Source organism: Pseudomonas fluorescens, from assembly GCF_000968015.1.
GTDB classification, from domain to species: Bacteria; Pseudomonadota; Gammaproteobacteria; order Pseudomonadales; family Pseudomonadaceae; genus Aquipseudomonas; species Aquipseudomonas fluorescens_W.
Genome location: NZ_LACH01000069.1, coordinates 20,623 through 46,218 on the forward strand (window position 1 = coordinate 20,623; position 25,596 = coordinate 46,218).

A 25,596-nucleotide genomic window follows, 5' to 3' on the forward strand; every position below is an offset into this window, starting at 1 on the left:
ATCGACGCCGTTCACAGGTCAGCCTCTTGGCCATCAAAGGTGATGGCTTCAAAATGCTCGACCGCCTCACCGCCCTCGCTCGTGACACTGATCACGAACGTTCCACCGGTGGCGCTGGAGACGAACACGCGCGTCAGTCCCTCCTGGTTCGTGTAGGCCTGCGCCGGACGAATAGTCAGCAAAGCTCCGGACACCTCTGACCTGGAAGACCATCTCACGAGGCTGTTTTTCCCAAGGTTTTGGTGGCTATCCATCAGCGTGGCGTAGAGTTCGATTTCCTCGCCGAACGCTACAGGCCCTAACGGCACCCGCGCCTTGAGCGGTGACGGAAATTGCAAGGTAAGGTGGTCTGCAACGACGTTGATGGTGGGTGCGTACTTCGGCTCAAACAGATCCAGCCAGTACAGCGGGGTGTCCGTCCCCATGACCTTGCCGGGTATGAACTGCGCCTCGACCGTGCCATTAGGCTGTGTTGCGTCGGTGGAAATACTGCCCAGGGCGGCGCTCCAGTAAACGTTGACGCCGCTCAGCGGTTGCCCGTCGATGTCTTTGAGGGTCACGGTGAAGGTGATTTCTCCCTCCGTGTTGGCAACCACGTCGGTCTTGTCGACAGTACAGGCCATGGTGACGATCTGTTTCAGATCCTCGGAGAAGGCAAGCTCAGGCGCAGGGGTTTCGGACAGGCTCAGCAAAGCATGCTCCGCAGCCGCGTTGTATGCCGTTTTGTTTACCGTTTCCGGCAATGTGCCGATCAGGAAGATCGTCAAGGCATCCATGCCGGTGTGCTTGGCCAGCACCCGAACGCGCATCAGTAGATCCAGCTGGGTCAGGTTTTTCAGGATTTTGAGGTTCGGATCGATGCGGCCGACGCACTCGCGCACCTCCTGAACGCTCCAGTCGAAAAACTCGGCCAGCCGGATCGATGCCGCTTGTTGAGCCAGACGCGTTGCGTGCTCGCTCAGCGGGGAAGGCAGTGCGTTGACCTCGCTCAAATAAGCGAGCAGTTTCTGCGCGGGTTGCTTGCTCAGCTCGAACGCCCGGGTGAGTGACGTCAAGTTATAAAGCGTCCTGACCGTGAACGCGTGTTTGTCGTCCTGGTCCACCCAGGCCTTATGGCCATAATCCAGATAATCCTGCAACAGCTCGGCCCCGAGCTCCAGTTTCGTCACCACCGCACTGCGGCGGCGCACGTCGGCCAACAGCGTGAGCAATGGATCAGGTTGTTCGTCGCGCCCCCTCACAGACTCGTCAAGATCCAGTCCCGTACGCTCGAGCACCTGACGCAACAGCCGGTACACCGTGGCATTGGCCCAGGCCAGAACCAATAATGCCTGCTCGGCGTTGACGCCCGTATACACCGCCAGACACTCCTTGACCACCGACACCTGAGTCTCTCGGGCCTGCAAGAGCACGGTGAGCATTTTTTCGACGATGCCAGCACGCACGCTTGCATTGCTTTCACCCAGGCCATCCCTCACCGCTTGATCAAGCGCTACGCGTGCAAAGGCCAGATACACGGCCTCCGTTCCCGCTGGGGGCATGACCAAGCCGTCGGGATCGACGAGCGCCGTCAGCAGGTCCAGCCAGCTGGCACCCGGCAGCGCTGGCACACCGGCCGTCAACAACGCTGCGTTGGTGAACAGTGCACCAGACAACAGGTTGCGCACCTGTTCAAACAACTGGCGTTCATTGTCAGAGGCGGCGGCCAGAGCCTGTGGCTCCGAGACTTGCTGCAGCATCCAGAGCACCGGAATGTTGCGATCTGCACACCATCCCGCGCAGGAATGCATCGCATAGATGAGGTTCAACGCATCCGGTGTATTGACGATGGCCGTATTTAATGGGAACCGACTGATCAGGGGAGCCCCCGCCAGGCCATCGAGCCAAGACTTCCCACCCAACACTGTGAGCATCAGGACGCCTTCGACCGGCGTGATGCCCAACAGGCGCGGCAGCTTCACCAGACGGTAAAAACTGGACAGGGTCGCCGCGTTACGCTGCAGATTGTTGCCCGCGACACCCTGTGCTCCGGCAATCGCCAGGGCCAGATAACTGTAGGTCTGCAGATCGATCGCCAAAGCGCTGCATATCTGGATGACCGTCAAGTCGGGCACGCCCTGTGTCGGCAGCACCGGGAACTCGCCGCCATTGAGCAGCAAGGCTTGACGATAATTGCCCTGCCCATTGAAGACTTGATCGAATTGCGAGAGCGCTTCACCACGACCGTAAATCGACAACTCGTCGATAAACACGGCAAAGTCTTGCGCCGTGCACCCATAGCGCTCGCGCAGTGACTGAAACAGGCCCAATGCGTGCACGACTCTTTCCGTGATCCGCCATGCAGCGGCCGACGCACCACCGCGCACTTCAGCCCTGATGGCTGCCACCAATAGCGCATCCACCTGCTCGCTGGGCAGCTCCAGCCACTGATCCAGGCGCAACTTGCGGTTCATCCGGTCGTATCGGTCAAAACCAGTGGAATCGTTGGGATTCGCTGTCAACCGATGCAGAAACGCAGGCCCCTCTCCACTGCCCGTAATACTGACGGCAGGGAGGGTATTGGCATTGAGGTAAACCGAACCGGAGCGCCCGCTTTCCGGCAAATCAGGCGCCGATTCCTGGTACGTCACATTGGCCGAGCGCACAGGCGCGAAGCTGCGAACCGACAGCAGCGCCTCGAGCCCCGGAGTGTCGAGTTTGGTTCGCTCACCGAAGAATGGAACCTGACTGAGGTTCTGCCAAGTCACCCCATCGGCACCGAAATTCCGTGCATAGAATCCCTCCCGATCTGCAAATGCCGGAGGATTTTCCGTCAGCAATTGTCGTTGATACGGTCCCAGCCGCGACGTGTGGGCCAGGGCCCGAGCCGCATCGTTGTCCCAGGCCTGATCCTGCAAAAAATAGGGAAAGGAGATATCCACCATGTGCGCAAAATTGCCCACCGACAGGCCATGGTGACGGGTGACCGCATCCAGGGTGACCCAGTGCTGGTAGTACGGGAGCCCGTTTGGATATCGCGCATCGATCATTGCCTGCTCAAGATCCGCTTCATCCCTGTTCCCCTTGTCTTCCCCGTATTTTTTGATGAATGTTTCAAGCACCGGAACGATGATGTCGACCGAGGACACTGATCGATGTACCGCGTTGAAGTCGACGGCCAGCGGCTTCAGGTCTTGGCGGCGGCCATGCAGCGGCAACTTGTTACCGGTGTTTGGCAGGGACTCGATGCGCTTCTCGATCCACCGCAACAGCTCGATCAGATACGCCACTGGCGAGGCGAGAGACTCCAGAGCATCCGGGGGGCACAGGCTGTCGAACCTGGGGCTGAACAGACGCTCAAAACTGGGCCCGTTAACCATCGACAACAAACCGCTGCGCGGCCCGGCCCCCTCTGCTTTATCACTGCGCAAGCTGTGCTCGATAAACTGGCGCCGCACGTAGATGGCCATGCTGTTGGCCCGGCGCAAAAACTGGCGCGCATCATCGGGGCTAATGCCGTAGTCCATCACCAGCCCTTGAACGCCCTTTTCCACCAGCGAAAAGATCGACCCGCCTTCCCTCAGGTAGGTCCCGAGGTCGGCGTACTGTGTGAGTTGTTGTTCACTGAATACTTGATTCAGCAGCTGCAAGGCAGGGCGAGAGTCAGTCATGGTCAGGTTCCTTGAGTCGATAACGTCCCTGAACGGCCTGAAAAACCGGTCAGGCCGTGCGTTCGATTGAAGAGATTTGGCGCCTTGGCGCAGTCACAATCCACTGTCATAACTGACAGTTTTTATGCCCGCACGTCGGTAATCGGATGTCAGGGCTCCGCTACCGGGGGCACGCTTTCGAAGCGTTTGCTCTCGATCCAGTCGGAAACCGTCGCACCATCGGCAACGTCAGTGATGCTTTGCCTGAACCGGCACCATTGGCCACCCTGGGGCAGCGATTGCTGCGCCTCCCCCTGCCAGGCCCCACCCGTGACGGGAAGATCGGACGCCCATACTTGATCCGGACTGAACCAGCTCACCACTCGCCCAACGCCAGGCCTGCCCCGGCCTTTGAACCCGACCGGATGACTGACCCACTGCCCCTGCGCTGGCGCATCGATGGGAGGCTGATACGTACCCAACACCACCGGACGTGCAGCGGAATCGGCCGAATCGAACCCGTCGCACGACGCTACAGCCACCAGTGCGTAGAGGCCGCCGGGCTGATCGAACTCCACCGTCACCGACCAGGTGCGATCCTCCAGCACCGGACTTAGTCCCAGCACAGAATGGGTGGCATCGCCCAGCCTCACAGTCACACGGTCACCCGGCACACCGAAGCCTGACACCACCACCCGCCGACCGATGTGCTCGTCCGTGGCCGGGGTCTCGATAAACGGGGCCGCCGGCACGACGTTGTAGTTAAGAGGCTGGCTGTCTTTGGATGTCCATCTATCAAACGTTTGCCTGGCCCAGATGGTTTTGGCCCCGACCGGCAACTTCGTTACCTCGGCTTTCCAGCTGCCGTCATCACCCACCGGAATATTCGTCAGCAAAGGCACGGCAGCATCCATCAACCAAACCTCTACCCGCCCGCCCGGCATGGCCCATCCCGAAAGGGTCGAGGTTCGTGGCAGATTGCCGTTTTCCACCGGCACCAAAATGACCGGTGGCACCAGCACCACCTCAAACACACGGGGTTCACTGCGCTCGGACTCCCCTTGATTGAGCTTCTGCTGCGCGTCAATGGTGTAGCGACCAAACGCCTGCCCGGTGAGATCGATTGACCATCCGCCGTTCTCGGTCAATACCTTGGGCTCACCCAGATTCCAGCCGTGTTGAGCGTCGCGCAGCTGCATCGTCGCCCCGTTGTAGCCCTTGTCGCCCTTTACGGTGAAGTCGCGCCAGACATCTGCCTCATCATCAGGGCCGGTAATCTGCGGTGTTGGCAATTTGACTGCAAATTGTCGGGACGCCGGGGGGGACGGCTCCAGATCAGCAAAAGTCTGCGTCGCGGTGACCGTATATTCTTCAGGCGGGGTGAACGGAGTCGGGCGTTTAAAGACCCAGCTGCCGTTGATGACATCAGGCTGATGCAAATCGACGCTGTCGCTGAACTTCAGAGTGACCACCGCCCCGGCCCAGCACGTGCCGGCCACTTGCGCCTGTAACTCATCGACGGTGACACGGGTGATCTCAGGTGCCAGCAGCGCGATGGAGACATTCAGTTCAACGGGCGTAGAGGTCAACTCATCTTTTTTGTGGACCACAAAGACTTTTTGCAACTTCGTCGGCCCCCAAGCCGACGCTGAGATGGACCAGCCTGGACGGGTAAGCAGAACAGGGAGAGTGACATCGTTATTGCCCGCATCCAGAACGTGAATCGTCGCCCCTACAATGCCCATACCGGTAAAGGTTGGCGTGTAGCCCGTGACGCTGTAGGCCACCTCGGTCGGTGACGCAAGATTCTCGATGGTGACCTTGATCTCGACGTAAGCAGAAGTCGCCGTTCCGATTTTCTGCACCACCTCGATGGATCGCGAGTTCACCGGCGCCCAAGGTGCCGTGGCACGGGTCGACCAGCTTCCGGCGTTGACGGAAGCATCCGGTACATCCACAGGGTTGCCAGCAACGCCCGTGATGACAATCGTTGCCCCATTCTCGCCATTGCCGGTGAAAATCGGCGTGCGGTCGTCCACGGTGTACTTCACATGGGTGGGCGGCGGTACTGCCCTGACCACATCGAATGTGTACGGCAGCGAAGGTATCCAGCCATTGGCATTGTCGGGGACTTTCTGAACCGCACTCAGCGTGTACGTACCATAGAGCCAGTTCGTCGCCGTGGTTTCCCACTGGCCGTTTCTCACCTGTACGGCGGGCGGTGCCGTTCCCCCGGGCCCGCTGACAACAGTGATCTCGACCGTGGCGCCATTATGGCCAACACCTGAAAACTTCACGCCTGCTACAGGTGTAGTCAGAAATTCCGTTTTGATGTCCGACAATTGGGGCGGTCGGATTTTGAAACCACGCGCCTGACTGCGCCCGGAATGGTCACCGCTGCCAATGAATTGCTCCGCCACTAGGGAAACAGGTCCCGGTGGTACGGTGACCGTGACATCCCAGCTTCCGCCAGTCTTTACTGGAGCGGTGCAAATAACGGTGTGCTCGACTTGATCCTTGAGAATCTCGACGGTGGCACCTGTCGCACCGCCCCTTCCTGAAATCGTAAACGTCTGATTCTGTACCGTGCCTGCCCCTGGCGCGGTAATAACAGGTGCATTGGGTAACGGGGCGGTGGTGAAGGCAAGGTCGGAACTATAACGCGTAACATACCCTGGTTTCGATTGCTCAATGGTAATCGAATAATCAGTATTAAAAGATAAGTCCTTATTAAGCGTGACCGACCACACATCTAAAACGGAGTTGAATGAATTACTCAGCACCTCAGACGGTCCACTTCTCATCACCCTAAGGGAACAACTTCCACCTCCAACACCGGTAATTACAGGACGCTGGGCAGATATAATTTCGTCTTTTGCCGGGACGAGAATCAACGGTAAGTTACTAATAAAGAAATGGACCTCCACTGGATTTGAAGTCTGTCCGGCCCAACTCCCCCAGACTTTCAGACGCGCCTGCCCTGGCACCAACGAAAATAAAATACATGAGGTAGGCTCTCCGGGCACTCCGTTTACGATTCTTTCATAGACCAACGCACCCTCTACATAAAGCTCCAAGTGGATTTTATAAGAATTATATTTGGGAACAGCGACCCAGCAGTTCACATAATTCCCATTTTCAATAGTCATGCTTTCGGGCAAAACTATTCTCGGCGCCTCCAGCATATTAAGCATAGGGAGTTGATCATCTTCGGGGGGCAGGTCGTTACGTTCGTCGGTCATGATCGTATTACCGGTCTAAGGGAGGCCTGTCATCTCGGTAATTGTTTTACGACGCGTTCCTTTGGAAAACACCTGTCAGATATGACAGGTCCGACGAGCGGTCACCCTACACCCATCCAGACCTACGAAACCTTTTCGTCAGTCAGCATTCTGCTGCTCGACCTGGCCGAAAGCCTGGACGACAAGCCGCGACATCTGGCGATGGCGATTTATCAGTTGAGTGAGTTGGGGTTGTTGCGGGTGGAGAGGTCGCTGGAGAACGAGATGGCGATCAAGACGACGTAGCAATAGATAGGTAGCAGCAGGCTGCGCCAGCTGCTACAGGTTGCGGACTTTCAGGCAGAAGCGGGCAACGGCTGAAAACTGAAGTATTGCTTCAAGGCACTGACCAATTGCCCATATTCCGGCGGTGCCCTTTGTAGGCTGAACCCGGCGTCATAGTGGTGAGGGGTGGCGTCTTCATGGCACCACAGGCAACACGCCTGAAGATCAATGACCTGCATGCAGCCATCGCTGGCGGGGATTTTCAGGCGCAAATCGAAATCGGCGCCGATCATCATCGGCAACTGACTGATCAGCATCAGCCCTTCTTCGGACACGTTGCCCAGAAAGCCGATGGGTTTGTCAGTGACGCTATTGAACACTCTTAGAAAATACGGCAGTTGATGCCGCTCGATCCGGCGGTCAGTAAACATGAGCAAATGGCCCAGCAAGGCTCTTAAGCAGAGCCGCACTAATGCTTCGGAACGGGCCTGCTTCTTTTAATACAGAGGCATGGGCACGCTCTCCCTGATCCCGGTGCGACAGTCCATAAAGCCGCTGTCGTTTACTCCTGCCGATCTCAGGTGTTGCGTCGATTAGAGGCAAGGCTCTAAACCGATCTATTCGACTATAGCTCACCACCGCCGGTGAGCCAGCCTTTGAACAACCAGGACAATCAGAACTGCGTCGGGCGTACGACCGCAGCCGCATTTCGCAGCGGATAGTGGCCCAGCGACTGCAAGGTTTCCAGGCGGGCGCGGGCGCGGTAGGCGTATTCACTTTGCGGGTACGAGGCGATGATGAACTGGTAGGTTTGCGCCGCATCGACAAACAGTTTCTGCCGTTCCAGGCACAACCCGCGCATCATCGATGCTTCCGGCCACACGTAAGGCCGCGCTCGGCTGGCGCGTTCGACTTTGGACAGTTCGAGCATCACCTGCTCGCAATTGCCACGGTCATAGGCGCTGTAGGCGTTATTCAAATGATGGTTCATCGACCAACGGGTGCAGCCCGTGACGCTGAGGGCACTGATGGCAAGGGCGGCAATGAGCACGAATCGCATGGGGGTTCTCCTGTCTTGAGCTCTGTATCGACCCGTGGGGCGAAATCTTCAGGAATGTTCGTTTAAAGAAACAAACGAAAAAGTAGTGCACATGAACAATGACTACACCCGAGGACCATAGTAGCCTCACTCAGCGCTTGAACTCAGGAGTCTATGCATGTCCGTCCGTCGCACCAAAATCGTCGCTACCCTTGGCCCGGCCAGTAACTCGCCGGAAGTTCTCGAACAGCTGATTCTGGCTGGCCTGGACGTCGCCCGCCTGAACTTCTCCCACGGCACCCCCGACGAGCACAAGGCTCGCGCGAAGCTGGTGCGTGACCTCGCTGCCAAGCACGGCCGCTTCGTCGCCCTGCTGGGTGACCTGCAAGGCCCGAAAATCCGTATCGCCAAATTCGCCAACAAGAAGATCGAGCTGAAGATCGGTGATCAATTCACCTTCTCCACCAGCCATCCTCTGACCGAAGGCACCCAGACCATCGTCGGCATCGACTACCCGGATCTGGTCAAAGACTGCGGCGTGGGCGACGAGCTGCTGCTCGATGACGGCCGCGTGGTCATGCGCGTTGATACCGCCAATACCACCGAGCTGAATTGCACCGTGCTGATCGGCGGCCCGCTGTCCGACCATAAAGGCATCAACCGTCGTGGTGGCGGCCTGACCGCTCCGGCCCTGACTGAAAAAGACAAGGCCGACATCAAGCTCGCTGCCGAGATGCAAGTCGACTACCTCGCCGTGTCCTTCCCGCGTGACGCTGCCGACATGGAATACGCCCGTCAACTGCGCGACGAAGCCGGCGGTACTGCCTGGCTGGTGGCGAAGATCGAACGCGCAGAAGCCGTGGCCGACGACGAAACCCTCGACGCGCTGATCAATGCATCCGACGCCGTCATGGTGGCTCGTGGTGACCTGGGTGTGGAAATCGGCGACGCCGAGCTGGTGGGCATTCAGAAGAAAATCATTCTGCACGCGCGCCGCCACAACAAAGCGGTGATCGTGGCGACCCAGATGATGGAGTCGATGATTCAGAACCCGATGCCGACCCGCGCCGAAGTGTCCGACGTAGCCAACGCCGTACTCGACTACACCGACGCCGTGATGCTCTCGGCTGAAAGTGCTGCTGGTCTGTACCCGCTGGAAGCGGTGCAAGCCATGGCGCGCATCTGCATCGGCGCTGAAAAGCACCCGACCAGCAAGACCTCCAGCCACCGCATCGGCAAGGTCTTCGAAAGCTGCGACCAGAGCATCGCATTGGCGGCCATGTACACCGCCAACCACTTCCCGGGTGTAAAGGCGATCATCGCCTTGACCGAAAGTGGCTACACGCCGTTGATCATGTCGCGCATCCGTTCCTCGGTGCCGATCTACGCGTTCTCCCCGCACCGCGAAACCCAGGCCCGTGCGGCCATGTTCCGTGGCGTCTACACCGTACCGTTCGACCCGGCATCGCTGCCGCCTGAGCAAGTCAGCCAAGCCGCGATCGACGAGTTGCTCAAGCGCGGCGTAGTCGAGAAAGGCGACTGGGTCATCCTGACCAAGGGCGACAGCTACCACACCATCGGCGGCACCAACGGCATGAAAATCCTGCACGTTGGCGACAAGATGGTCTGATTGACCGGTTGCTGAAAAACAAAAGCCCCGCCATGTGAATGGCGGGGCTTTTTGCTTTCTGGGTCCGGAAGATGTGTTGCCCGGGAGGGCCTCATCGCGAGCAAGCTCGCTCCCACATTGACCGGTGTTGTTTACAAATCATGTGACCACCACAAAACCCTGTGGGAGCGAGCTTGCTCGCGATAGCGTCAGCCCGGTCAACGCGAATTTAGTGACGCTTGATAAACGCCGACAACGCCGCAATCGCTTCCGGCGAGCGCAGCCGTTGGGTGAACTGTACGCTCTCTTCTTCTATTGCCTTGCGCAGTGGTTCGCGGTCCGCGGCTTTCATCAATTGCTTGCTGATACGCACCGCTTCCGAAGGCAGCGACTCGAAACGCAACGCCATCTCCCGCGCCTTGGCCAGCGCCTCTTCGCCACTGCCCAGGGCTTCGGTCGCAATCCCCCACTGCGCGGCCTGCTCACCACTGAAACCTTCGCCCAGCAGCAACAATTCAGCGGCTTTGGCATGCCCGAGCAATCGCGGCAGAAGCAGGCTGGAACCAAACTCCGGGCATAACCCGAGATTAACGAATGGCATCCGAAGGCGCGCATCGCGGCTGACATACACCAGATCGCAATGCAGCAACATCGTCGTGCCAATGCCCACGGCGGCGCCGGCCACGGCGGCGATCACCGGCTTGCGGCATTCGAGCAGGGTGAGCATGAACTGAAACACCGGGCTGTCGAGATTGGTCGGTGGTTGCTGGATGAAGTCGGCGATGTCGTTGCCAGCGGTGAAGCACTCGGCAGAACCGGTGATCAGCACGGCGTTGATTTCAGGGTCGGAATCCGCCAGCTTCAGCGCTTCGGCCAAGTGGCTGTACATGGCGCGGGTCAGGGCGTTTTTCTTGTCGGGGCGGTTGAGGCGCAGGGTCAGCAGGCCGCGCTCACGTTCAAATCGGATGGCATCGCTCATGGTCGGTCTCGCGTCTGAAAATCGGCGCTCAACCGCGGAGAACAAAGACGTCCGCCAGCAGTTGATTGCGCGGCAATCCCGCCAGGTACAAGCGCCGGGCAAAGGCGTCGACGCTGTCAGGGGCCCCGCAGAGTAAGGCCAGGGTTTGCCGTGAAACAAGCCGCAGTTGTGCCAAAGCCTCTGGCAACTCGGTCGCTGTCCACAGTTCAATGCTCAGGTTCGGGCGGCTGGCGGCCATGGCCTGCAGGGGCTTGGCCAGGTAATGCGCCTCGGCATCATGGGCCAGGTGAATGACGCGAATCGCACCTTGGTGATCTTGCCGCAGCGCTTCACGCAAGATACCGAACAACGGCCCCAACCCCGTGCCGGCGGCCAACAGCCAAAGCGGTCGGGTGTTCCAGTCCGGGTCGTAATGCAGTGCCCCGCCGCGCAACTCGCCAAGGCGGATCGAATCGCCTATTTTCAGCTGGCGGGCCGCGTCACTGAATTCCCCCGGCTGGCGACAATCAAGATGGAACTCCAGAAAGCGGTCTTCTTCGGGCAGGCTGGCCAATGAATACGGCCGCGCCACGTTGCCCGCCCACAACACCAGATGCTGCCCGGCGCTGTAGCGCAAAGGGCTTTGAGGGGTCAGGCGCAAACGCAACACGCTGGCGCTTAACCAATCGACAGCCGCCACCTCGGCCGGGCGGCCATCCTGCTGAGGATCGAAGGTGTGCACCTGCAAGTCCTCGACCACCTGACACTGACACGCCAGGCGCCAGCCTTGCTGACGCTGGTCTGCGCTCAGGGCGTCGGGGCGGCTATCACTCGGCAGCCCTTGGACACATTGCACCAGACAGGCATGGCAACTGCCGGCGCGACAGCTGTAGGGCACAGACACGCCGTTCTGATTCAACGCATCGAGCAGATTGCTGCCCGCCGCCACCGACCATTGGCGCTCGCCGACCCGTAACTCAGGCATCGACGTTCTCCCACGCCGCCGCGCAACGATTGCGGCCGTCACGCTTGGCGCGATAGAGCGCCTGATCGGCGCGCTGCAAGGCTTCATCGAGATCGTCGCCCAGTTCGAGCAACGTCATGCCCGCCGACAAGCTGAGATGGGCGACGTTGAGTCCGATCAGTTGTACATCGGTGAACGCAATGCGCAGTCGCTCGCAACAGGAGGTCAAGCGCTCGGCGTTGCAATCGGGCAACAGCACGACAAATTCTTCGCCACCGTAACGGGCCAGAACATCGCCATCGCGCAAGCAGGCGGTGGCCACGGCGGCAAAGGCTTGCAGCACCTGATCACCGGCGGCATGGCCGTGCACATCGTTGATCCGTTTGAAATGGTCGAGGTCGATCAGCGCCAGGCCATGCATGACACCGGCGTCCATGGCCTTCAGCTCACGGGAGGCCAGGCGCAGGAAATGTCGGCGATTGAACAGCCCGGTCAGTTCGTCAGTGGCCACCAGGTCTTCGAGCTGACGCATCATCCCGCGCAGGGTGTCCTGATGCGCCTGCAAGGCAAATCGGCGCTGACGCATGCGTTGACGGGAAGCCTGGACGTGACGGGCATAAAGTTCCAGCCAGACCAACACGATGAGCAGCACGCACACCTGCAACGCGGCCAGTGCCGGGTCGGGTAACTGGAAGTGGTAGCCCTCCCACAGCGTGATCGCGCTGAAACTGAAAAACACCAACAGCGCGCACCGCAAAAAGGCCATGCGCGAAAGATGGAACAACCCGAACAACAGAATCAGCACGTAGAACACCAGGAACGCGCCGCGTGCCTCGTCCAGATGGGCGATCAGCCAGGTTTGCCAACCCAGCCCCATCAACACTTGCGCTTCCGTCAGGCTGGGTTCGGAAAAACGCAGGTTGCAGCCACTGTAAAACACCGCGAACAACGCGGCCTGACTGATGACCACCAGCGCACTGCCGATGGCCACGTTGGGCAGGGATTCATCGTAATGACCGGTGAAAAACGCCAGCCACAGCAACAGCAAAGCCAGAGCGTAAGTGCCGGCTGCGAGGGCAAAGCGTTTGAGCAACAAGCGCTGGATGGCGTTATGGGTCAATCGTTGACTCACCGTGCGAAGGGAGGCTGCTTGAGTGTCCTACTCTACAGACCGAATGCCACTTTAGTAGCGTGCCTGATAAATGACCATTCAATTTTAAGGGCGGAAAGCTGGCGTCAATGCCATGACCTCGTTTCTCGCCAAAACAACAATCCTTGTAGCAGCTGGCGAAGCCTGCGTTCGGCTGCGTAGCAGTCGTGAAACGGACACCCTGATTTACCTGGCACACCGCGGTGCTCGATTTTACGACTGCTACGCAGCCGAACGCAGGCTTCGCCAGCTGCTACAGGGATCGTGTTCGATATGCGACCAACGATTGACTACCGGCGGGGGTGCCCGGAACCGAGGCGCGTTATACTGCCGCGCCTTTTTAGCGTCGCGCCAGCAGCCCCGGCGTGCCTTGTAAAGGTGCTTGCAACCGACCGATGCACCCAAGCTGCAAGCACCTTATTGAATGTTCCCGTCTTTTAGAGGAGCGCGACTCATGACCGTGATCAAGCAAGACGACCTGATTCAGAGCGTTGCCGACGCCCTGCAGTTCATTTCCTATTACCACCCCGTTGACTTCATCCAGGCGATGCACGAAGCCTACCTGCGCGAAGAATCGCCAGCGGCCCGTGACTCCATCGCGCAAATCCTGATCAACTCGCGGATGTGCGCCACTGGCCACCGCCCGATCTGCCAGGACACCGGCATCGTTACCGTCTTCGTTCGCGTGGGCATGGACGTACGTTGGGATGGCGCCACCATGGGCCTGGACGACATGATCAACGAAGGCGTGCGCCGGGCTTACAACCTGCCGGAAAACGTCCTGCGTGCCTCGATCCTCGCCGACCCGGCGGGTGCTCGCAAAAACACCAAGGACAACACCCCGGCCGTTATCCACTACTCCATCGTTCCGGGTAACACCGTGGAAGTGGACGTGGCGGCCAAGGGCGGCGGTTCCGAGAACAAGTCGAAAATGGCCATGCTCAACCCGTCCGACTCGATCGTCGACTGGGTGCTGAAAACCGTTCCGACCATGGGCGCCGGCTGGTGCCCACCGGGCATGCTCGGTATCGGCATCGGCGGCACCGCCGAGAAAGCCGCCGTCATGGCCAAGGAAGTGTTGATGGAATCCATCGACATTCACGAGCTGAAAGCACGCGGCCCGCAGAACCGTATCGAAGAGATGCGTCTGGAGCTGTTCGAGAAGGTCAACCAACTGGGCATCGGCGCCCAGGGCCTGGGTGGCCTGACCACCGTGCTCGACGTGAAGATCATGGATTACCCGACCCACGCCGCTTCGTTGCCGGTGTGCATGATCCCGAACTGCGCCGCCACCCGTCACGCGCACTTCGTGCTCGACGGTTCCGGCCCGGCCTCGCTGGAAGCGCCACCACTGGACGCCTACCCGGAAATCGTCTGGGAAGCCGGCCCGTCGGCTCGTCGCGTCAACCTCGACACCCTGACCCCGGAAGAAGTGCAGAGCTGGAAGCCGGGCGAAACCGTCCTGCTCAACGGCAAGATGCTCACCGGTCGCGACGCCGCGCACAAGCGCATGGTCGAGATGCTGAACAAGGGTGAAACCCTGCCAGTGGACCTCAAAGGTCGCTTCATCTACTACGTCGGCCCGGTTGATCCAGTGCGCGAAGAAGTGGTGGGCCCTGCCGGTCCGACTACCGCGACGCGCATGGACAAGTTCACCCGCCAGATCCTCGAGCAAACCGGCCTGTTGGGCATGATCGGCAAATCCGAGCGCGGTCCTACCGCAATCGAAGCGATCAAGGACCACAAAGCCGTTTACCTGATGGCAGTCGGCGGCGCGGCTTACCTGGTGGCACAAGCCATCAAGAAATCCCGCGTGGTGGCTTTCGCCGAACTGGGCATGGAAGCGATCTACGAGTTCGACGTGAAAGACATGCCAGTGACTGTTGCAGTCGACAGCAAGGGTGAGTCGGTACACATCACCGGTCCTGCTATCTGGCAGAAAAAGATCAGTGAAAGCCTGGCGGTGGAAGTGCAGTAAGCGCTTCAGCCTGCCACTACGGCCGGGTCGTCTTATAGATGACCCGGCCGTTTTTTTTGGCAACGGTTTTACCATTCGCGATAAAACGCGGTTCCGTCCATCTTATTCGGTCTAAAAATACCGGCGTGACCTGTCACATCTGACAGGTCACGCCGCACCTTGATCTTGTTAGCGTTGGTGCAAAGCCGAAACAGGATCAGCCCCATGGAAGACCAAGCCTCCCTGAGCATTACAGAACCCTCCATCGCCAAGAGTGCTTCCATTGCCACGATTGGCAAAAGCTGGGGATCGGTCGGCGTGACGGGCAGTGCCTCGTTCGAGTTGCCGCTGCCCCTTTCAGCAGGACGCGGTTTCGACCCGGCCATGGCGCTGAGCTATGACAGCCAGGGCGGTAACGGTCCGTTCGGCATCGGCTGGCGTTTGGGCGTCAGTGCCATCACTCGCCAGACCAGCAAGGGCGTGCCCGATTATCTCGACGTCGACATCATGGTCGGCCCCAGTGGCGAGGAATTGATGCCCGAGCTGGATGACGAGGGCAAGCCAACATCCAGAATAGAAATTGAATATCGCGGCCTTCCCATTGGTGAGCACCGCGTTGTGCGCTACTGGCCACGGGTCGAGAGTTCGTTCGATCTGGTCGAGGTGTGGCAACCGGAAGAAGAACCTCCCTTCTGGCTGGTGCACGGGGCGGATGGCAGCCTTCATGTCTACGGCAAGACTGACGCTTCGCGTCGGGCTGATCCTGACGTGCCCTCACGAATCGGTGTGTGGCTTCTGCTCGAAAGCATGAATACCCATGGCGAACACATCTGTTTCGACCACAAGCCTGAAGAACAGGCTCACTTACCGGATGACTCGCACGACTATCGTGCCCAGCGCTACCTGCACCAGGTGTATTACGGCAATGCCCTGGCCAGCAAAGACTTGTACGCCTGGACCGTGGAAAACCCTGCGACCCTGGACTGGCATTTCCACCTGGTCTTCGACTACGGCGAACGCACCCTCGACCTGGAAAAGAAACCGCTCTACGGCCCGCCGTTCGATGCACCCGACGAGGGTTATGGCGAGTGGCAACTGCGCAGCGACCCCTTCCACAGCTACACCTATGGCTTCGAACTGGGAACCCGACGCCTGTGCCATCAGGTTTTGATGTTTCACCATTTCCCCGAGCAGTTGGGCCCTAAACCGGCGCTGGTTCGTCGATTGCTGCTGGAATACCAAACAACATCACTGTCCTACACCCAACTGGCAGCAGCGCACTATCAGGCTTACGACGCCAATGGCGCCGTGGAAAACATGCCGCCAGTGGAGTTCGACTATTCACGCTTCGAACTCAACAAGCAGTCGAGCCCGTTCTTCCCGTTCGAAAACATGCCCGGCATCGAGGACGGCGCGCACCACCAATGCGTCGATCTGTTCGGTGAAGGTGTGCCCGGATTTATCTGTCGTTACGACCAGAGCTGGTACTACCGCGAACCCTTGCGCGCGCCGACGGGGACCGATGACATCCACTACGGTCCATGGACAGAACTGACCCGAATTCCCGTGGCCGATCGCAATCAACCGACCTATCAGGCGCTGACCGATCTGACTGGCGACGGTCGGCTCGACTGGATCCTAGCCTCACCCGGCATGAGCGGTTTCCACACCCTTAACCCCGATCGCAGCTGGTCGGGGTTCATTCCTTTTACGGCGTTCCCGGTGGAGTTCTTCCACACGCTTTCACAGTCTGGCGACTTGATGGGCGACGGGCTCAGCTCGATGGCGCTGATCGGCCCGCGAAGCGTGCGCCTGTACGCCAATCGGCGCGAGGAAGGTTTCGCGCCGGGCCAGGAGGTCGAGCACAAACCGGACACCGATCGCCTGCCACTGTTCAGCAATTCGCGCAGCGAACTGGTGATGCTGGGCAACTTGCTGGGCAGCGACATGACCGAGCTGTGCCGCATCCGGCACGACGAAATCAAATGCTGGCCGAACCTCGGCCACGGTCGGTTCGGCGAGGGTTTTGTCATGAGTGCCCTGCCCTTCGAATACGCGACATTCGATGCGGCGCGGGTGCGGATCGCCGACCTCGACGGCTCCGGTGCACCGGCACTGATTTATCTGAAATCCGACTGTTTCGAGATCTATTTCAATCACGGCGGCAATGGTCTGGAACAGATCCCCGTCACGGTCGCTTGGCCCGAGGGCATTCGCTACGACAACCTGTGCCAGGTCAGCCTCGCCGACCTGCAAGGCCTGGGTTGCGCGAGCCTGATCCTGACCGTGCCGCACATGAAGCCGCTGCACTGGCGCTACGATTTCATCAGCGCCAAGCCTTACATGCTGGTCGCCAGTAACAACAACATGGGTTGCAGTACGCAGGTGGTGTATCGCAGTTCCGCGCAGGAATGGCTGGATGAAAAGAACCGGATACTCACGCTCAAGCGTTTCCCGATTTGCCACTTGCCGTTCCCTGTCCCCGTGGTCAAGCAACAACGTCAGCTCGACGAAATCACCGGCAACCGCCTGAACCAGTTTTTCCAGTACTTGCTGGGTTACTACGATGGCCGGAACCGCGAGTTTCGCGGCTTCGGGCTTTTGCGCCAGACCGACAGCGAAACCGGCATAAATGAAGACGACACCGGCTTTACCGCCCCGGCGCTGGTCTGCACCTGGTTCCATACCGGACGGCTGATCGACCTGCCACGCGATGGCTACTTTGATCGTGATCCCGAAGCCCTTGCCTTGAAGCCCGCGTTGTTTTGCCAGTATCACCGCAATGACCATTTTGATGATCCCGTCCCACCCGCCGACGAAGCCACCGCCCATGAAATCGCCCGCGCCCTCGCCGGTTCAGTGCTGCGCGTGGAAACCTATGCCGCCGACGATGACTTGGCCACAGCGGTGCCTTTCGCCGTAGAGGAAAGTCGTTACAAGGTCCGCGAACTGCGCAAACAGGGAGGCCATGACGCCTACCCGATCATGCTGCCCTTGCAACTGGAGAAGATCAGCTATCAGTACGAACGCTTCGAGAATGACCCGCTGTGCCGCCATGAAATCGCGTTGGGCCACGACGAGTGCGGTCTGCCTGTGCATGCCATCACGGTCAGTTATGCACGGCGCAGAAACCCGGTTGATGACGAACCACCGTTCGATGACGTTGATGAAAAAAAATGGTGGACGGATGCGCACGATCCGGCCCAACAGTCTTATTACCTGAGCGAGACCCGTGCCGGGTTCATTCATTTGAAGGAGGACCTGCAAGGCTGGCGACTGGGTCTGCCCTATCTGCAACGGGGCAACGCAATGGTCTTGCCCAAGGGGACGGCACCCGCCGGACTTACCCCGGCAGATATCTCCCATGAACGGTTTATCGAGTTGTACACCACGCCCGAATGGGCCGCTCAGCGGCTGCTGACCACACAGTCGGTATATCGCTACTTCAAGACTGACGACCGAACCGTGCTTGCCGACGGCAAGGCCGATTTCGAGGCACTGCGGGCACCGCTGGAAATTACCCAACTGGACAAGACAGCACTGCAAGCCTACGACACGGTGCCGTCGCTCGTTATTCGGGACGAACTGGCAAAAATCGGCTATTCGGCCATGCCGCTGGTGCTGGGGGTAGACGAGGAGGCAGACAAAGTAGAGGACAAGGAAAGAAATCTATGGTCGTCCCGGTATGGTTTTGCCAAGTACGGCGAGCTCGATAGTTTTTACAACGTGATGGAGTACAACGAAACGCCCAATTACGGCATCACGACAGCCTGCTACGACGCCTACTGTCTGCTGCCGAAAAGCATCACGCAGCCGGACGGGTGCGAAGCCCGTTTCGAATATGACTATCACGCGCTGCAACTCAGGCGCAGCATCGATGCCAACGACAATGTCGAGGAGGCCCTTTACGAGCCGTCCGGACAACCCCTTGCCATCAGTTTTTATGGCACTGAAGACGGCGAAGAAACAGGTTTTCGCCCCCTCGACGAACACGAACGTCCTGCGGACCATCGTCCGGCCCCTGCCATCGATGATCCGAAAGGCGCCCTGCAAAAAGCGGCCAGTGTATTGCGCAAGGACCTGTTCAGCTGGATGGGCGAACTCCCCCATTCCGTCAGGCAAACACCTGACTGGCTGACCACCTGGATTGCGCAAGGTGACGTGCTACCCAGCCTGCACATTCGCGCCAGCGCCCGACGTCGCCTGGCCCGACTCACTTCCCTGAGCGAGCCGGAGCAAGCGCTGCTCGACCTGATCCACGCCGCTCATCGCGAGCCGGTGCACAGCGTCGTCCTCACCGCTGACCGCTATTGGGATGATGAGCTGCAGCAAATCCAGATCGTCAAAGCCTTTGTGGATGGTTTCGGCCGGCCACTGCAGATCAAGCAATTGGTCGAACCCGGTCCGGCGTTTGTGGTGGAAAACGGTGAGCTGGTGATTGAAGACGGCAAGCCAAAGGTCGCGCACGCCGACCCGCGCTGGCGCGTCAGCGAACGTGTGGAATACAACAACAAAGGCCTGGCTGTTCGGGTATTTCGCCCTTACTTCGCCAATGGGCACCGCTATATCAATGACCATTCCTTCCGTGAGTCTGGCCATCACGATCAGAACTTTTACGACGTCCTGGGTCGCCAGAACAAAGTCATCAACGCCAAAGGAGACACCGCGCTCGAGATCATCCATCCCTGGTACACCACCAGTCTGGACTTTAATGACACCTACGTTGCGCCGCCTGAAAGTGAGTTGAAGGCAGGCAAGCCATGACGACCGGAATCCATTGGCGCACCCCGAACCTGACGGTCATTGATAGTCGGGGCTTGCCGATTCGCCAGGTCGCGTACTTGCGCAAGGTCGATGGCGGGTCGCTGGAAACCCTGATCACCCACCAGCACTACGACGCCACCGGGCGATTGCTCGAAAAATGGGACCCACGGCTGTTAGGGGTCGTCCCCAACCTGAGCACGGTCTACCGCCTTTCCGGCGAGCCGCTGAAAGTCGACAGCGTCGATGCCGGTTGGCGCTTGAGCCTGCCAGGGCTGGCCGGGGAAGTGTTGGAGCGCTGGGACCAGCGTGGCAGTCATTGGCGCACCACCTACGACGCTCTGTTGCGCCCGATTGCCATCGAGGAAATTGACACGCCGAACGTCGAAACCTTTACCTACGCCGATGCCTCCGCCGATCCTGCTTTCAACCGGCGCGGCCAGTTGACCGAACAACTCGACCGCTCCGGCACCTTGAAGCTCGACAGCTACAGCCTGCTCGGACAGCCACTGCGCGAAACCCGAATCCTGGTCGAGAACAAACCCTACCGCAGCAGCCAAAGTTACAGCCCGCTCGGCACGCTGTTGAGCCAGACCGATGCCGGTGATCACCAGCAACAGTCGCGTTACGACGTCGCCGGGCAGCTCAAACAGGTTCAACTGCGGATAACAGGCAGCTCGAACTGGCAGCCGGTTTTGAAAGACGCGCAGTACAACGCCGCCGGCCAGATCATCGAACAACGCGCCGGCAATGACGTACTCAGCAGCTGGACCTACGACCCGGCCGATGGCCGCCTGTCCACGCAACGCGCACAAAAAAACGCCGAGCCAGCGCTGCAAAACTTCGAATATTTCTATGACCGCGTCGGCAACATCACCCGCATCGAAGACCACGCGTTCAAACCGATTTACTTCGCCAACCAGCTCATCGACGGCCACCGCGACTTCACCTATGACTCGCTGTACCGGCTGACCAGCGCCAGCGGTTACGACGATGCACCGCCGTCGGATATTCCGGGCCGGCCCCTGCCCGGCGACCCCAGCCATCGGCTCAACTACCAACAAGACTATGAATACGATCACGGCGGCAACCTGATCAAGCTGCGTCACGTGCGGGCGGGCGCCTCACTCACCCGCGAGATGCGCATCGCCCCCACCAGCAATCGCGGTGTGCGCTGGAAAGAGGGAGATCCTGTACCCGATTTTCCTGAGTTGTTTGACCGTCACGGCAACCTCCAGGACTTGCAGCCAGGCAACGCCCTGCAGTGGAACAGCCTGGATCAACTGGCATCGGTCACCCTGGTCAAACGCGACGATGGCCCCGATGACCAGGAGTTCTACCGCTACAGCCAGGGCGTACGCGTGTACAAACGGCATGAAACCCACACGCCGTCACTGACCCACTTTCAGGAGGTGATCTACTTGCCGGGGCTGGAAATCCGTACCCGCGACAGCGGCGAAGAATTGCATGTCATCACCCTGCCTGGCGGACACGGCAGCGTGCGTTGCCTGCACTGGGCCAGCGGCAAGCCCGCAAAAATTTCCACCGATCAATTGCGCTACAGCCTCGATGACCATTTGGGTTCCAGTGCGCTGGAACTCGATCAACAGGCGCAAGTGATCAGTGAGGAAGGTTATTACCCGTTCGGCGCCACGGCTTGGTTCGCACGTGGAAGTGAGGTGGACGTCGATTACAAAACCATCCGCTATTCAGGCAAGGAAATGGATGACAGTGGGTTGTATTACTACGGCGCACGCTATTACGCACCGTGGTTGCAGCGTTGGGTCAGTGCCGATCCGGCGGGGGATGTGGATGGGTTGAATCTGTACGGGTTTGTCGGGAGCAATCCCCTGAATTACTTCGATGACAATGGTGCCGAACGCACACCCGCCGAGCTAAGAGTGTCCCTCAATGAATACACCAATCTCTTGTCAGTGGTCAGCCAGAGGGCGGACAGGGCGATTTATCAGTTCTACAACATGACCCGTACACGAGACATTTACAAAAGGTCCGGACTAAGGCTCAGCTTTACAGCAGTCAGTCTTTCCGCTCAGGCCGTAGCCGCTGCGGCGGCTGGGACGTTGGCGGCAACGGCGACGTCACCCGCAGGCCCAGTAGTTTCAGGTGTCGCCGCCGTTGTCGCAGCCGCCGCAGCGGCGGATATCACGAGCAACTCTCTGGACGAAGCTGCCAAAAATTCCCGTTTCGGGTATCCATTGCTGCCTGAACCCGGTGACTTCAGCCTGGAAAACCTCAACAAGGCAGCCAACATCACGCCCTTCAATGTGTTGGAAGAAGGGCAAAAATTAGCCAGTAAGTACGACCCGAGGACCGCAGAAGGAATCAAGGAGACGGCTATCGTGGCGGGCGTCGCGATAGCCGACAAAGGGTTCGTATACGGTTCACATCTGGAAAAGGCACTCGGCCTTTTGCGGCTGGGTATCAATGTGACCGAAGCCTTAAATGACAGTTTCGGCCAAGGAGACCTGGATGTAATCCGTGATGAACTCACTGTCCTGCTCAGCCACCTTGACGAGCAAGAAGACCTGGCCAATGTGGCCCTGACAGAACTTGAAAACAGCGGACACGAGGGGGACGCCGCGGGGACGCTCAAGGTACTTCGTGAATCGGAGTTCGTTACCAGCAGCAAAATCAAACGGGTACTCGACCTAACTGATCGGATGTCTCATTTCGTGGTGAAAAAAAATGCCGCCTGAGATGCAGCAATGAGTATGTCGACCTCGCAACAAACGCAACCATCACACAATTGAGAAAAACGCAGAATTTACTGTGAACCGTTGGATAGAAGCTTAACGACCATCAGGCAATTCATGCGCTGCGTGCTATCGTGCTCGCCCTGTCCTGCACCCGATACTCTCTATGCTCGCGACTTCACGCTCCTTGCGTTTGACGCTTTATACGCTGCTAATCCTTGCCGGTGCCGCGCTGGCAGCAGGGCTCGCCGTGCGTCACACCGAGCGCCAGGCCTTGGTCGAAGACGCCGCCCGTGCCAATCAGCAATTGGCGCTTTATGCCAATTCCCTGCACACCCTGATCGACCGCTACCGCGCCCTGCCCGCCGTGCTCGCACTGGACCCGGAATTACGCGCTGCCCTCAAGGGTTCGGTATCCGCTGAACAGCAGGACGCCCTGAACCGCAAACTGGAAAAGATCAACGGTGCGGCGCAATCCTCGACCCTCGAATTACTGGATCACACCGGTCTGGCTGTAGCCGCCAGCAATTGGCGCCTGCCCAGCAGTTACGTTGGTCACAACTATGGCTTCCGCCCCTACTTCAGCGAGACACGCACCCAGGGCACCGGGCGCTTTTACGCGGTAGGCGTGACCAGCGGGATTCCCGGTTACTTCCTGTCCAGCGCGGTCACCGCTGACGACGGCCAGTTCCTCGGCGCCATGGTGGTGAAACTCGAATTTCCGGAACTGGAGCGCGAGTGGCGTCAGGGCAGCGACACGCTGCTGGTCAGTGATGCACGCGGGATAATCTTCATCGCCAACCAGCCGGGCTGGCGCTATCGCCTGTTGAAACCGCTGAGTGACAGCGATCACGCCGAACTCAAGATCACCCGCCAATACGATAAACAACCGCTGACGCCGCTCGAGTATCAATCGGTGCGGCACTTTGACGACAACAGTGATCTGACCCGGGTCGTGGGCCCTGACGGGACGGCGAATTACCTGTGGGAATCACTGCCGCTGAGCACTGAAGGCTGGACGTTGCACCTGCTGCGCCGCCCGCAAGTCGCGTTCGAAGACAGCCGCAACGCCGGGCTCGCCGCCGCCGGGTTGTGGCTGGCCGTGGTGTTTCTGTTGCTGTTCCTCAATCAGCGCTGGCGTCTGGCCAAGCTGCGCCAGCGCAGTCGCGAAGAGCTCGAACAACTGGTGGAAGAGCGCACTCGCGACCTGCGCACCGCTCAGGATGGTCTGGTGCAATCGGCCAAACTCGCCGCGCTCGGCCAGATGTCTGCCGCGTTGGCCCATGAAATCAACCAGCCCCTGACCGCACAGCGCATGCAGCTTGCTACGCTGAGGCTGCTGCTCGATCACGGTCGGGTCGACGACGCTTACAAGGCGCTCAAACCGGTGGATGACATGCTGACACGCATGGCCGCCCTCACCGGTCACCTGAAAACCTTCGCCCGCAAAAGCCCCAGCGGTTTACGCGAACGCCTGGATTTGGCGGCGGTGGTGGACCAATCGTTGCAGCTGCTCGACACCCGGTTGCGCGATGAACAGGTCAGCACGGTGCTGCACCTGACGCGCCCGGCATGGGTGCGTGGCGATGCGATTCGCCTGGAACAGGTGCTGATCAATTTGCTGCGCAATGCCCTGGACGCCATGCAGGACAAACCCTGCAAACGCCTGGAAATCCGTCTCGAAGCCGACGAGCAACTCTGGCGCCTGACGGTCTCTGACAACGGTGGTGGCATTGCCGAAGAGCACTTGGCCAACGTGTTTGATCCGTTCTTCACCACTAAACCGGTGGGTGATGGCCTGGGGCTCGGGCTGGCCGTATCCTTTGCCATCGTTCACGAATCGGGCGGACGCCTGAGCGCCGACAATCATGCAAACGGCGCGGTGTTCACCGTGACCTTGCCCATCGACCTGGAGGCCCCTGGCTCATGCTGAATTCAGTGATGGTGGTCGACGACGAAAGCAGTATTCGCAGTGCCGTTGAACAATGGCTGAGCCTGTCGGGGTTCGAGGTGCAGTTGTTCAGCCGCGCCGATGAGTGCCTGGCGCAGCTGCCGAAGCATTTCCCCGGGGTGATCCTCAGCGACGTGCGCATGCCTGGCATGACCGGCCTGGAACTGCTGGCCGAGGTTCAGCGGCGCGACGCCGACTTGCCGGTGATTCTGCTGACCGGACATGGCGATGTGCCGATGGCGGTCGAAGCCATGCGCGATGGCGCCTACGACTTCCTTGAAAAACCTTTCAGCCCCGAAACCCTGCTCGGCAGTCTGCGCCGTGCGCTGGACAAGCGGCGGCTGGTGCTGGAAAACCGCGCCCTGCACGAGCAGGCAGACAACCGCGCCAAACTCGATGCGACGTTGCTGGGCGTGTCCCGTGGTTTGCAGACGCTGCGTCGGCAAGTACTGGACCTGGCGACGCTGCCGGTCAATGTGTTGATTCGCGGTGAAACCGGCAGCGGCAAGGAGTTGGTTGCCCGTTGCCTGCACGACTTCGGTCCTCGTGCCGACAAACCGTTTGTGGCATTGAACTGTGCGGCGATCCCCGAGCAGTTGTTCGAGGCCGAGCTGTTCGGTCACGAGAGCGGAGCGTTCACCGGCGCCTCGGGCAAACGCATCGGAAAGCTCGAATACGCCGATGGCGGCACGCTGTTTCTCGATGAAATCGAAAGCATGCCGCTGGCCCAGCAGGTGAAATTGCTGCGGGTGTTGCAGGAGCAGAAGCTGGAGCGGTTGGGCTCCAATCAGAGCATCCGCGTGGATTTGCGGATCATCGCCGCGACCAAACCCGACTTGCTCGACGAAGCCCGGGCCGGACGCTTTCGCGAGGACCTGGCCTATCGATTGAACGTGGCCGAGTTGCGGCTGCCACCGTTGCGCGAGCGGCGTGAAGACATTCCACTGTTGTTCGAATCGTTTGCGCAAAATGCCGCCGAGCGTTTGGGGCGCACTTTTCCACCGCTGAGCGGCCCGCAGTTGAGCCACCTGCTGAGCCACGACTGGCCGGGCAATGTGCGCGAACTGGCGAACGTTGCTGAGCGACAAGTGTTGGGACTGGGCGAGCCGGAGCCCGTGTGGATCGATCCTGGGCAATCGCTGGCGGCACAGCAGGAAGCGTTTGAAGCGCATTGTCTGCGCGCGGCGTTGACCCGGCATAAGGGCGACGTGAAAGCGGTACTTGAAGAGCTGCAACTGCCGCGCCGCACGTTCAATGAAAAGATGCAGCGGCATGGGTTGAGTCGGGAGATGTTCCTTACTGACAGCTGATTTTTGTGGGCATGGACTGGCCCCATCGCGAGCAGGCTCACTCCTACA

13 protein-coding genes and 1 pseudogene are annotated in these 25,596 nt (G+C 59.5%); 7 read left to right on the forward strand and 7 right to left on the reverse strand.

The genetic code is table 11. The annotated features are described in order from the left end of the window. Positions 1-11: 11 nt before the first annotated feature. On the reverse strand, positions 12-3,650 hold the full coding sequence (locus tag VD17_RS26795) for a Tc toxin subunit A (RefSeq protein WP_046056467.1): 3,639 nt from the start codon (positions 3,648-3,650) through the stop codon (positions 12-14). Positions 3,651-3,799: 149 nt separating this feature from the next. After that, positions 3,800-6,871 carry a hypothetical protein gene (locus VD17_RS26800; protein ID WP_185753229.1) on the reverse strand — a complete coding sequence of 1,024 codons (3,072 nt, stop codon included), beginning with the start codon at positions 6,869-6,871 and terminating at the stop codon, positions 3,800-3,802. Positions 6,872-6,985: 114 nt separating this feature from the next. Between VD17_RS26800 and VD17_RS26805 the strand changes: the two are divergent. Next, a pseudogene (locus VD17_RS26805) lies at positions 6,986-7,156 on the forward strand (DUF6124 family protein); the annotation flags it as partial. A gap of 50 nt (positions 7,157-7,206) precedes the next feature. On the opposite strand, the gene VD17_RS26810 reads toward VD17_RS26805, so the two are convergent. Continuing rightward, positions 7,207-7,566 carry a PilZ domain-containing protein gene (locus VD17_RS26810; protein WP_046056469.1) on the reverse strand — a complete coding sequence of 120 codons (360 nt, stop codon included), beginning with the start codon at positions 7,564-7,566 and terminating at the stop codon, positions 7,207-7,209. Between the two features lie 242 nt (positions 7,567-7,808). After that, positions 7,809-8,195 (reverse strand): tetratricopeptide repeat protein, encoded by a 387-nt coding sequence (locus tag VD17_RS26815; RefSeq protein ID WP_046056470.1) that lies wholly within the window; start codon positions 8,193-8,195, stop codon positions 7,809-7,811. Positions 8,196-8,352: 157 nt separating this feature from the next. On the opposite strand from VD17_RS26815, the gene pyk reads away from it, so the two are divergent. Further along, complete coding sequence (gene pyk, locus VD17_RS26820) at positions 8,353-9,804, forward strand: pyruvate kinase (protein WP_046056471.1); 1,452 nt, start codon at positions 8,353-8,355, stop codon at positions 9,802-9,804. A gap of 208 nt (positions 9,805-10,012) precedes the next feature. Here pyk and VD17_RS26825 read toward each other — a convergent pair whose 3' ends face one another. Genes VD17_RS26825 through VD17_RS26835 form a run of 3 tightly spaced genes read right to left on the reverse strand, consistent with a single transcriptional unit; the run spans position 10,013 to position 12,825 of the window. Then, positions 10,013-10,762: an enoyl-CoA hydratase-related protein gene (locus VD17_RS26825; protein ID WP_046056472.1), complete on the reverse strand. Its 750-nt coding sequence runs from the start codon at positions 10,760-10,762 to the stop codon at positions 10,013-10,015. Positions 10,763-10,790: 28 nt separating this feature from the next. Continuing rightward, entirely contained in the window at positions 10,791-11,726 is a 936-nt protein-coding gene (locus VD17_RS26830; RefSeq protein ID WP_046056473.1) for an iron-sulfur-binding ferredoxin reductase, read from the reverse strand. Beyond that, positions 11,719-12,825 (reverse strand): GGDEF domain-containing protein, encoded by a 1,107-nt coding sequence (locus tag VD17_RS26835; RefSeq protein WP_046056474.1) that lies wholly within the window; start codon positions 12,823-12,825, stop codon positions 11,719-11,721. Before VD17_RS26835 ends, VD17_RS26830 begins: the two co-directional genes overlap by 8 nt. Before the next feature lie 484 nt (positions 12,826-13,309). Here VD17_RS26835 and VD17_RS26840 point away from each other — a divergent pair, with 484 nt between their 5' ends. The 5 genes from VD17_RS26840 (at position 13,310) to VD17_RS26860 (ending at position 25,548) form a co-directional block, all read left to right on the forward strand. Then, positions 13,310-14,833 (forward strand): fumarate hydratase, encoded by a 1,524-nt coding sequence (locus VD17_RS26840; RefSeq protein WP_019581511.1) that lies wholly within the window; start codon positions 13,310-13,312, stop codon positions 14,831-14,833. Positions 14,834-15,037: 204 nt separating this feature from the next. After that, a complete protein-coding gene (locus VD17_RS26845) occupies positions 15,038-19,576 on the forward strand; it encodes a SpvB/TcaC N-terminal domain-containing protein (protein WP_046056475.1) in 4,539 nt (1,512 codons plus the stop codon). Next, the gene (locus VD17_RS26850) at positions 19,573-22,290 is read left to right on the forward strand and encodes an RHS repeat domain-containing protein (RefSeq protein ID WP_046056476.1); all 2,718 of its coding nucleotides are present in this window, start codon (positions 19,573-19,575) and stop codon (positions 22,288-22,290) included. Before VD17_RS26845 ends, VD17_RS26850 begins: the two co-directional genes overlap by 4 nt. A gap of 163 nt (positions 22,291-22,453) precedes the next feature. Continuing rightward, on the forward strand, positions 22,454-24,220 hold the full coding sequence (locus VD17_RS26855; protein WP_046056477.1) for a sensor histidine kinase: 1,767 nt from the start codon (positions 22,454-22,456) through the stop codon (positions 24,218-24,220). Next, positions 24,214-25,548, forward strand: coding sequence for a sigma-54-dependent transcriptional regulator (locus VD17_RS26860; RefSeq protein WP_046056478.1), 1,335 nt, complete (start codon positions 24,214-24,216; stop codon positions 25,546-25,548). Before VD17_RS26855 ends, VD17_RS26860 begins: the two co-directional genes overlap by 7 nt. Positions 25,549-25,596: the final 48 nt, after the last annotated feature.

Bases quoted from the DNA above. Each gene is read 5' to 3' on its own strand.
- VD17_RS26850 (WP_046056476.1), top strand. From the start codon at position 19,573: ATGACGACCGGAATCCATTGGCGCACCCCGAACCTGACGGTCATTGAT.
- pyk (WP_046056471.1), top strand. From the start codon at position 8,353: ATGTCCGTCCGTCGCACCAAAATCGTCGCTACCCTTGGCCCGGCCAGT.
- VD17_RS26855 (WP_046056477.1), top strand. From the start codon at position 22,454: ATGCTCGCGACTTCACGCTCCTTGCGTTTGACGCTTTATACGCTGCTA.
- VD17_RS26830 (WP_046056473.1), bottom strand. From the start codon at position 11,726: ATGCCTGAGTTACGGGTCGGCGAGCGCCAATGGTCGGTGGCGGCGGGC.
- VD17_RS26795 (WP_046056467.1), bottom strand. From the start codon at position 3,650: ATGACTGACTCTCGCCCTGCCTTGCAGCTGCTGAATCAAGTATTCAGT.
- VD17_RS26840 (WP_019581511.1), top strand. From the start codon at position 13,310: ATGACCGTGATCAAGCAAGACGACCTGATTCAGAGCGTTGCCGACGCC.
- VD17_RS26800 (WP_185753229.1), bottom strand. From the start codon at position 6,871: ATGACCGACGAACGTAACGACCTGCCCCCCGAAGATGATCAACTCCCT.
- VD17_RS26845 (WP_046056475.1), top strand. From the start codon at position 15,038: ATGGAAGACCAAGCCTCCCTGAGCATTACAGAACCCTCCATCGCCAAG.
- VD17_RS26825 (WP_046056472.1), bottom strand. From the start codon at position 10,762: ATGAGCGATGCCATCCGATTTGAACGTGAGCGCGGCCTGCTGACCCTG.
- VD17_RS26860 (WP_046056478.1), top strand. From the start codon at position 24,214: ATGCTGAATTCAGTGATGGTGGTCGACGACGAAAGCAGTATTCGCAGT.
- VD17_RS26810 (WP_046056469.1), bottom strand. From the start codon at position 7,566: ATGTTTACTGACCGCCGGATCGAGCGGCATCAACTGCCGTATTTTCTA.
- VD17_RS26815 (WP_046056470.1), bottom strand. From the start codon at position 8,195: ATGCGATTCGTGCTCATTGCCGCCCTTGCCATCAGTGCCCTCAGCGTC.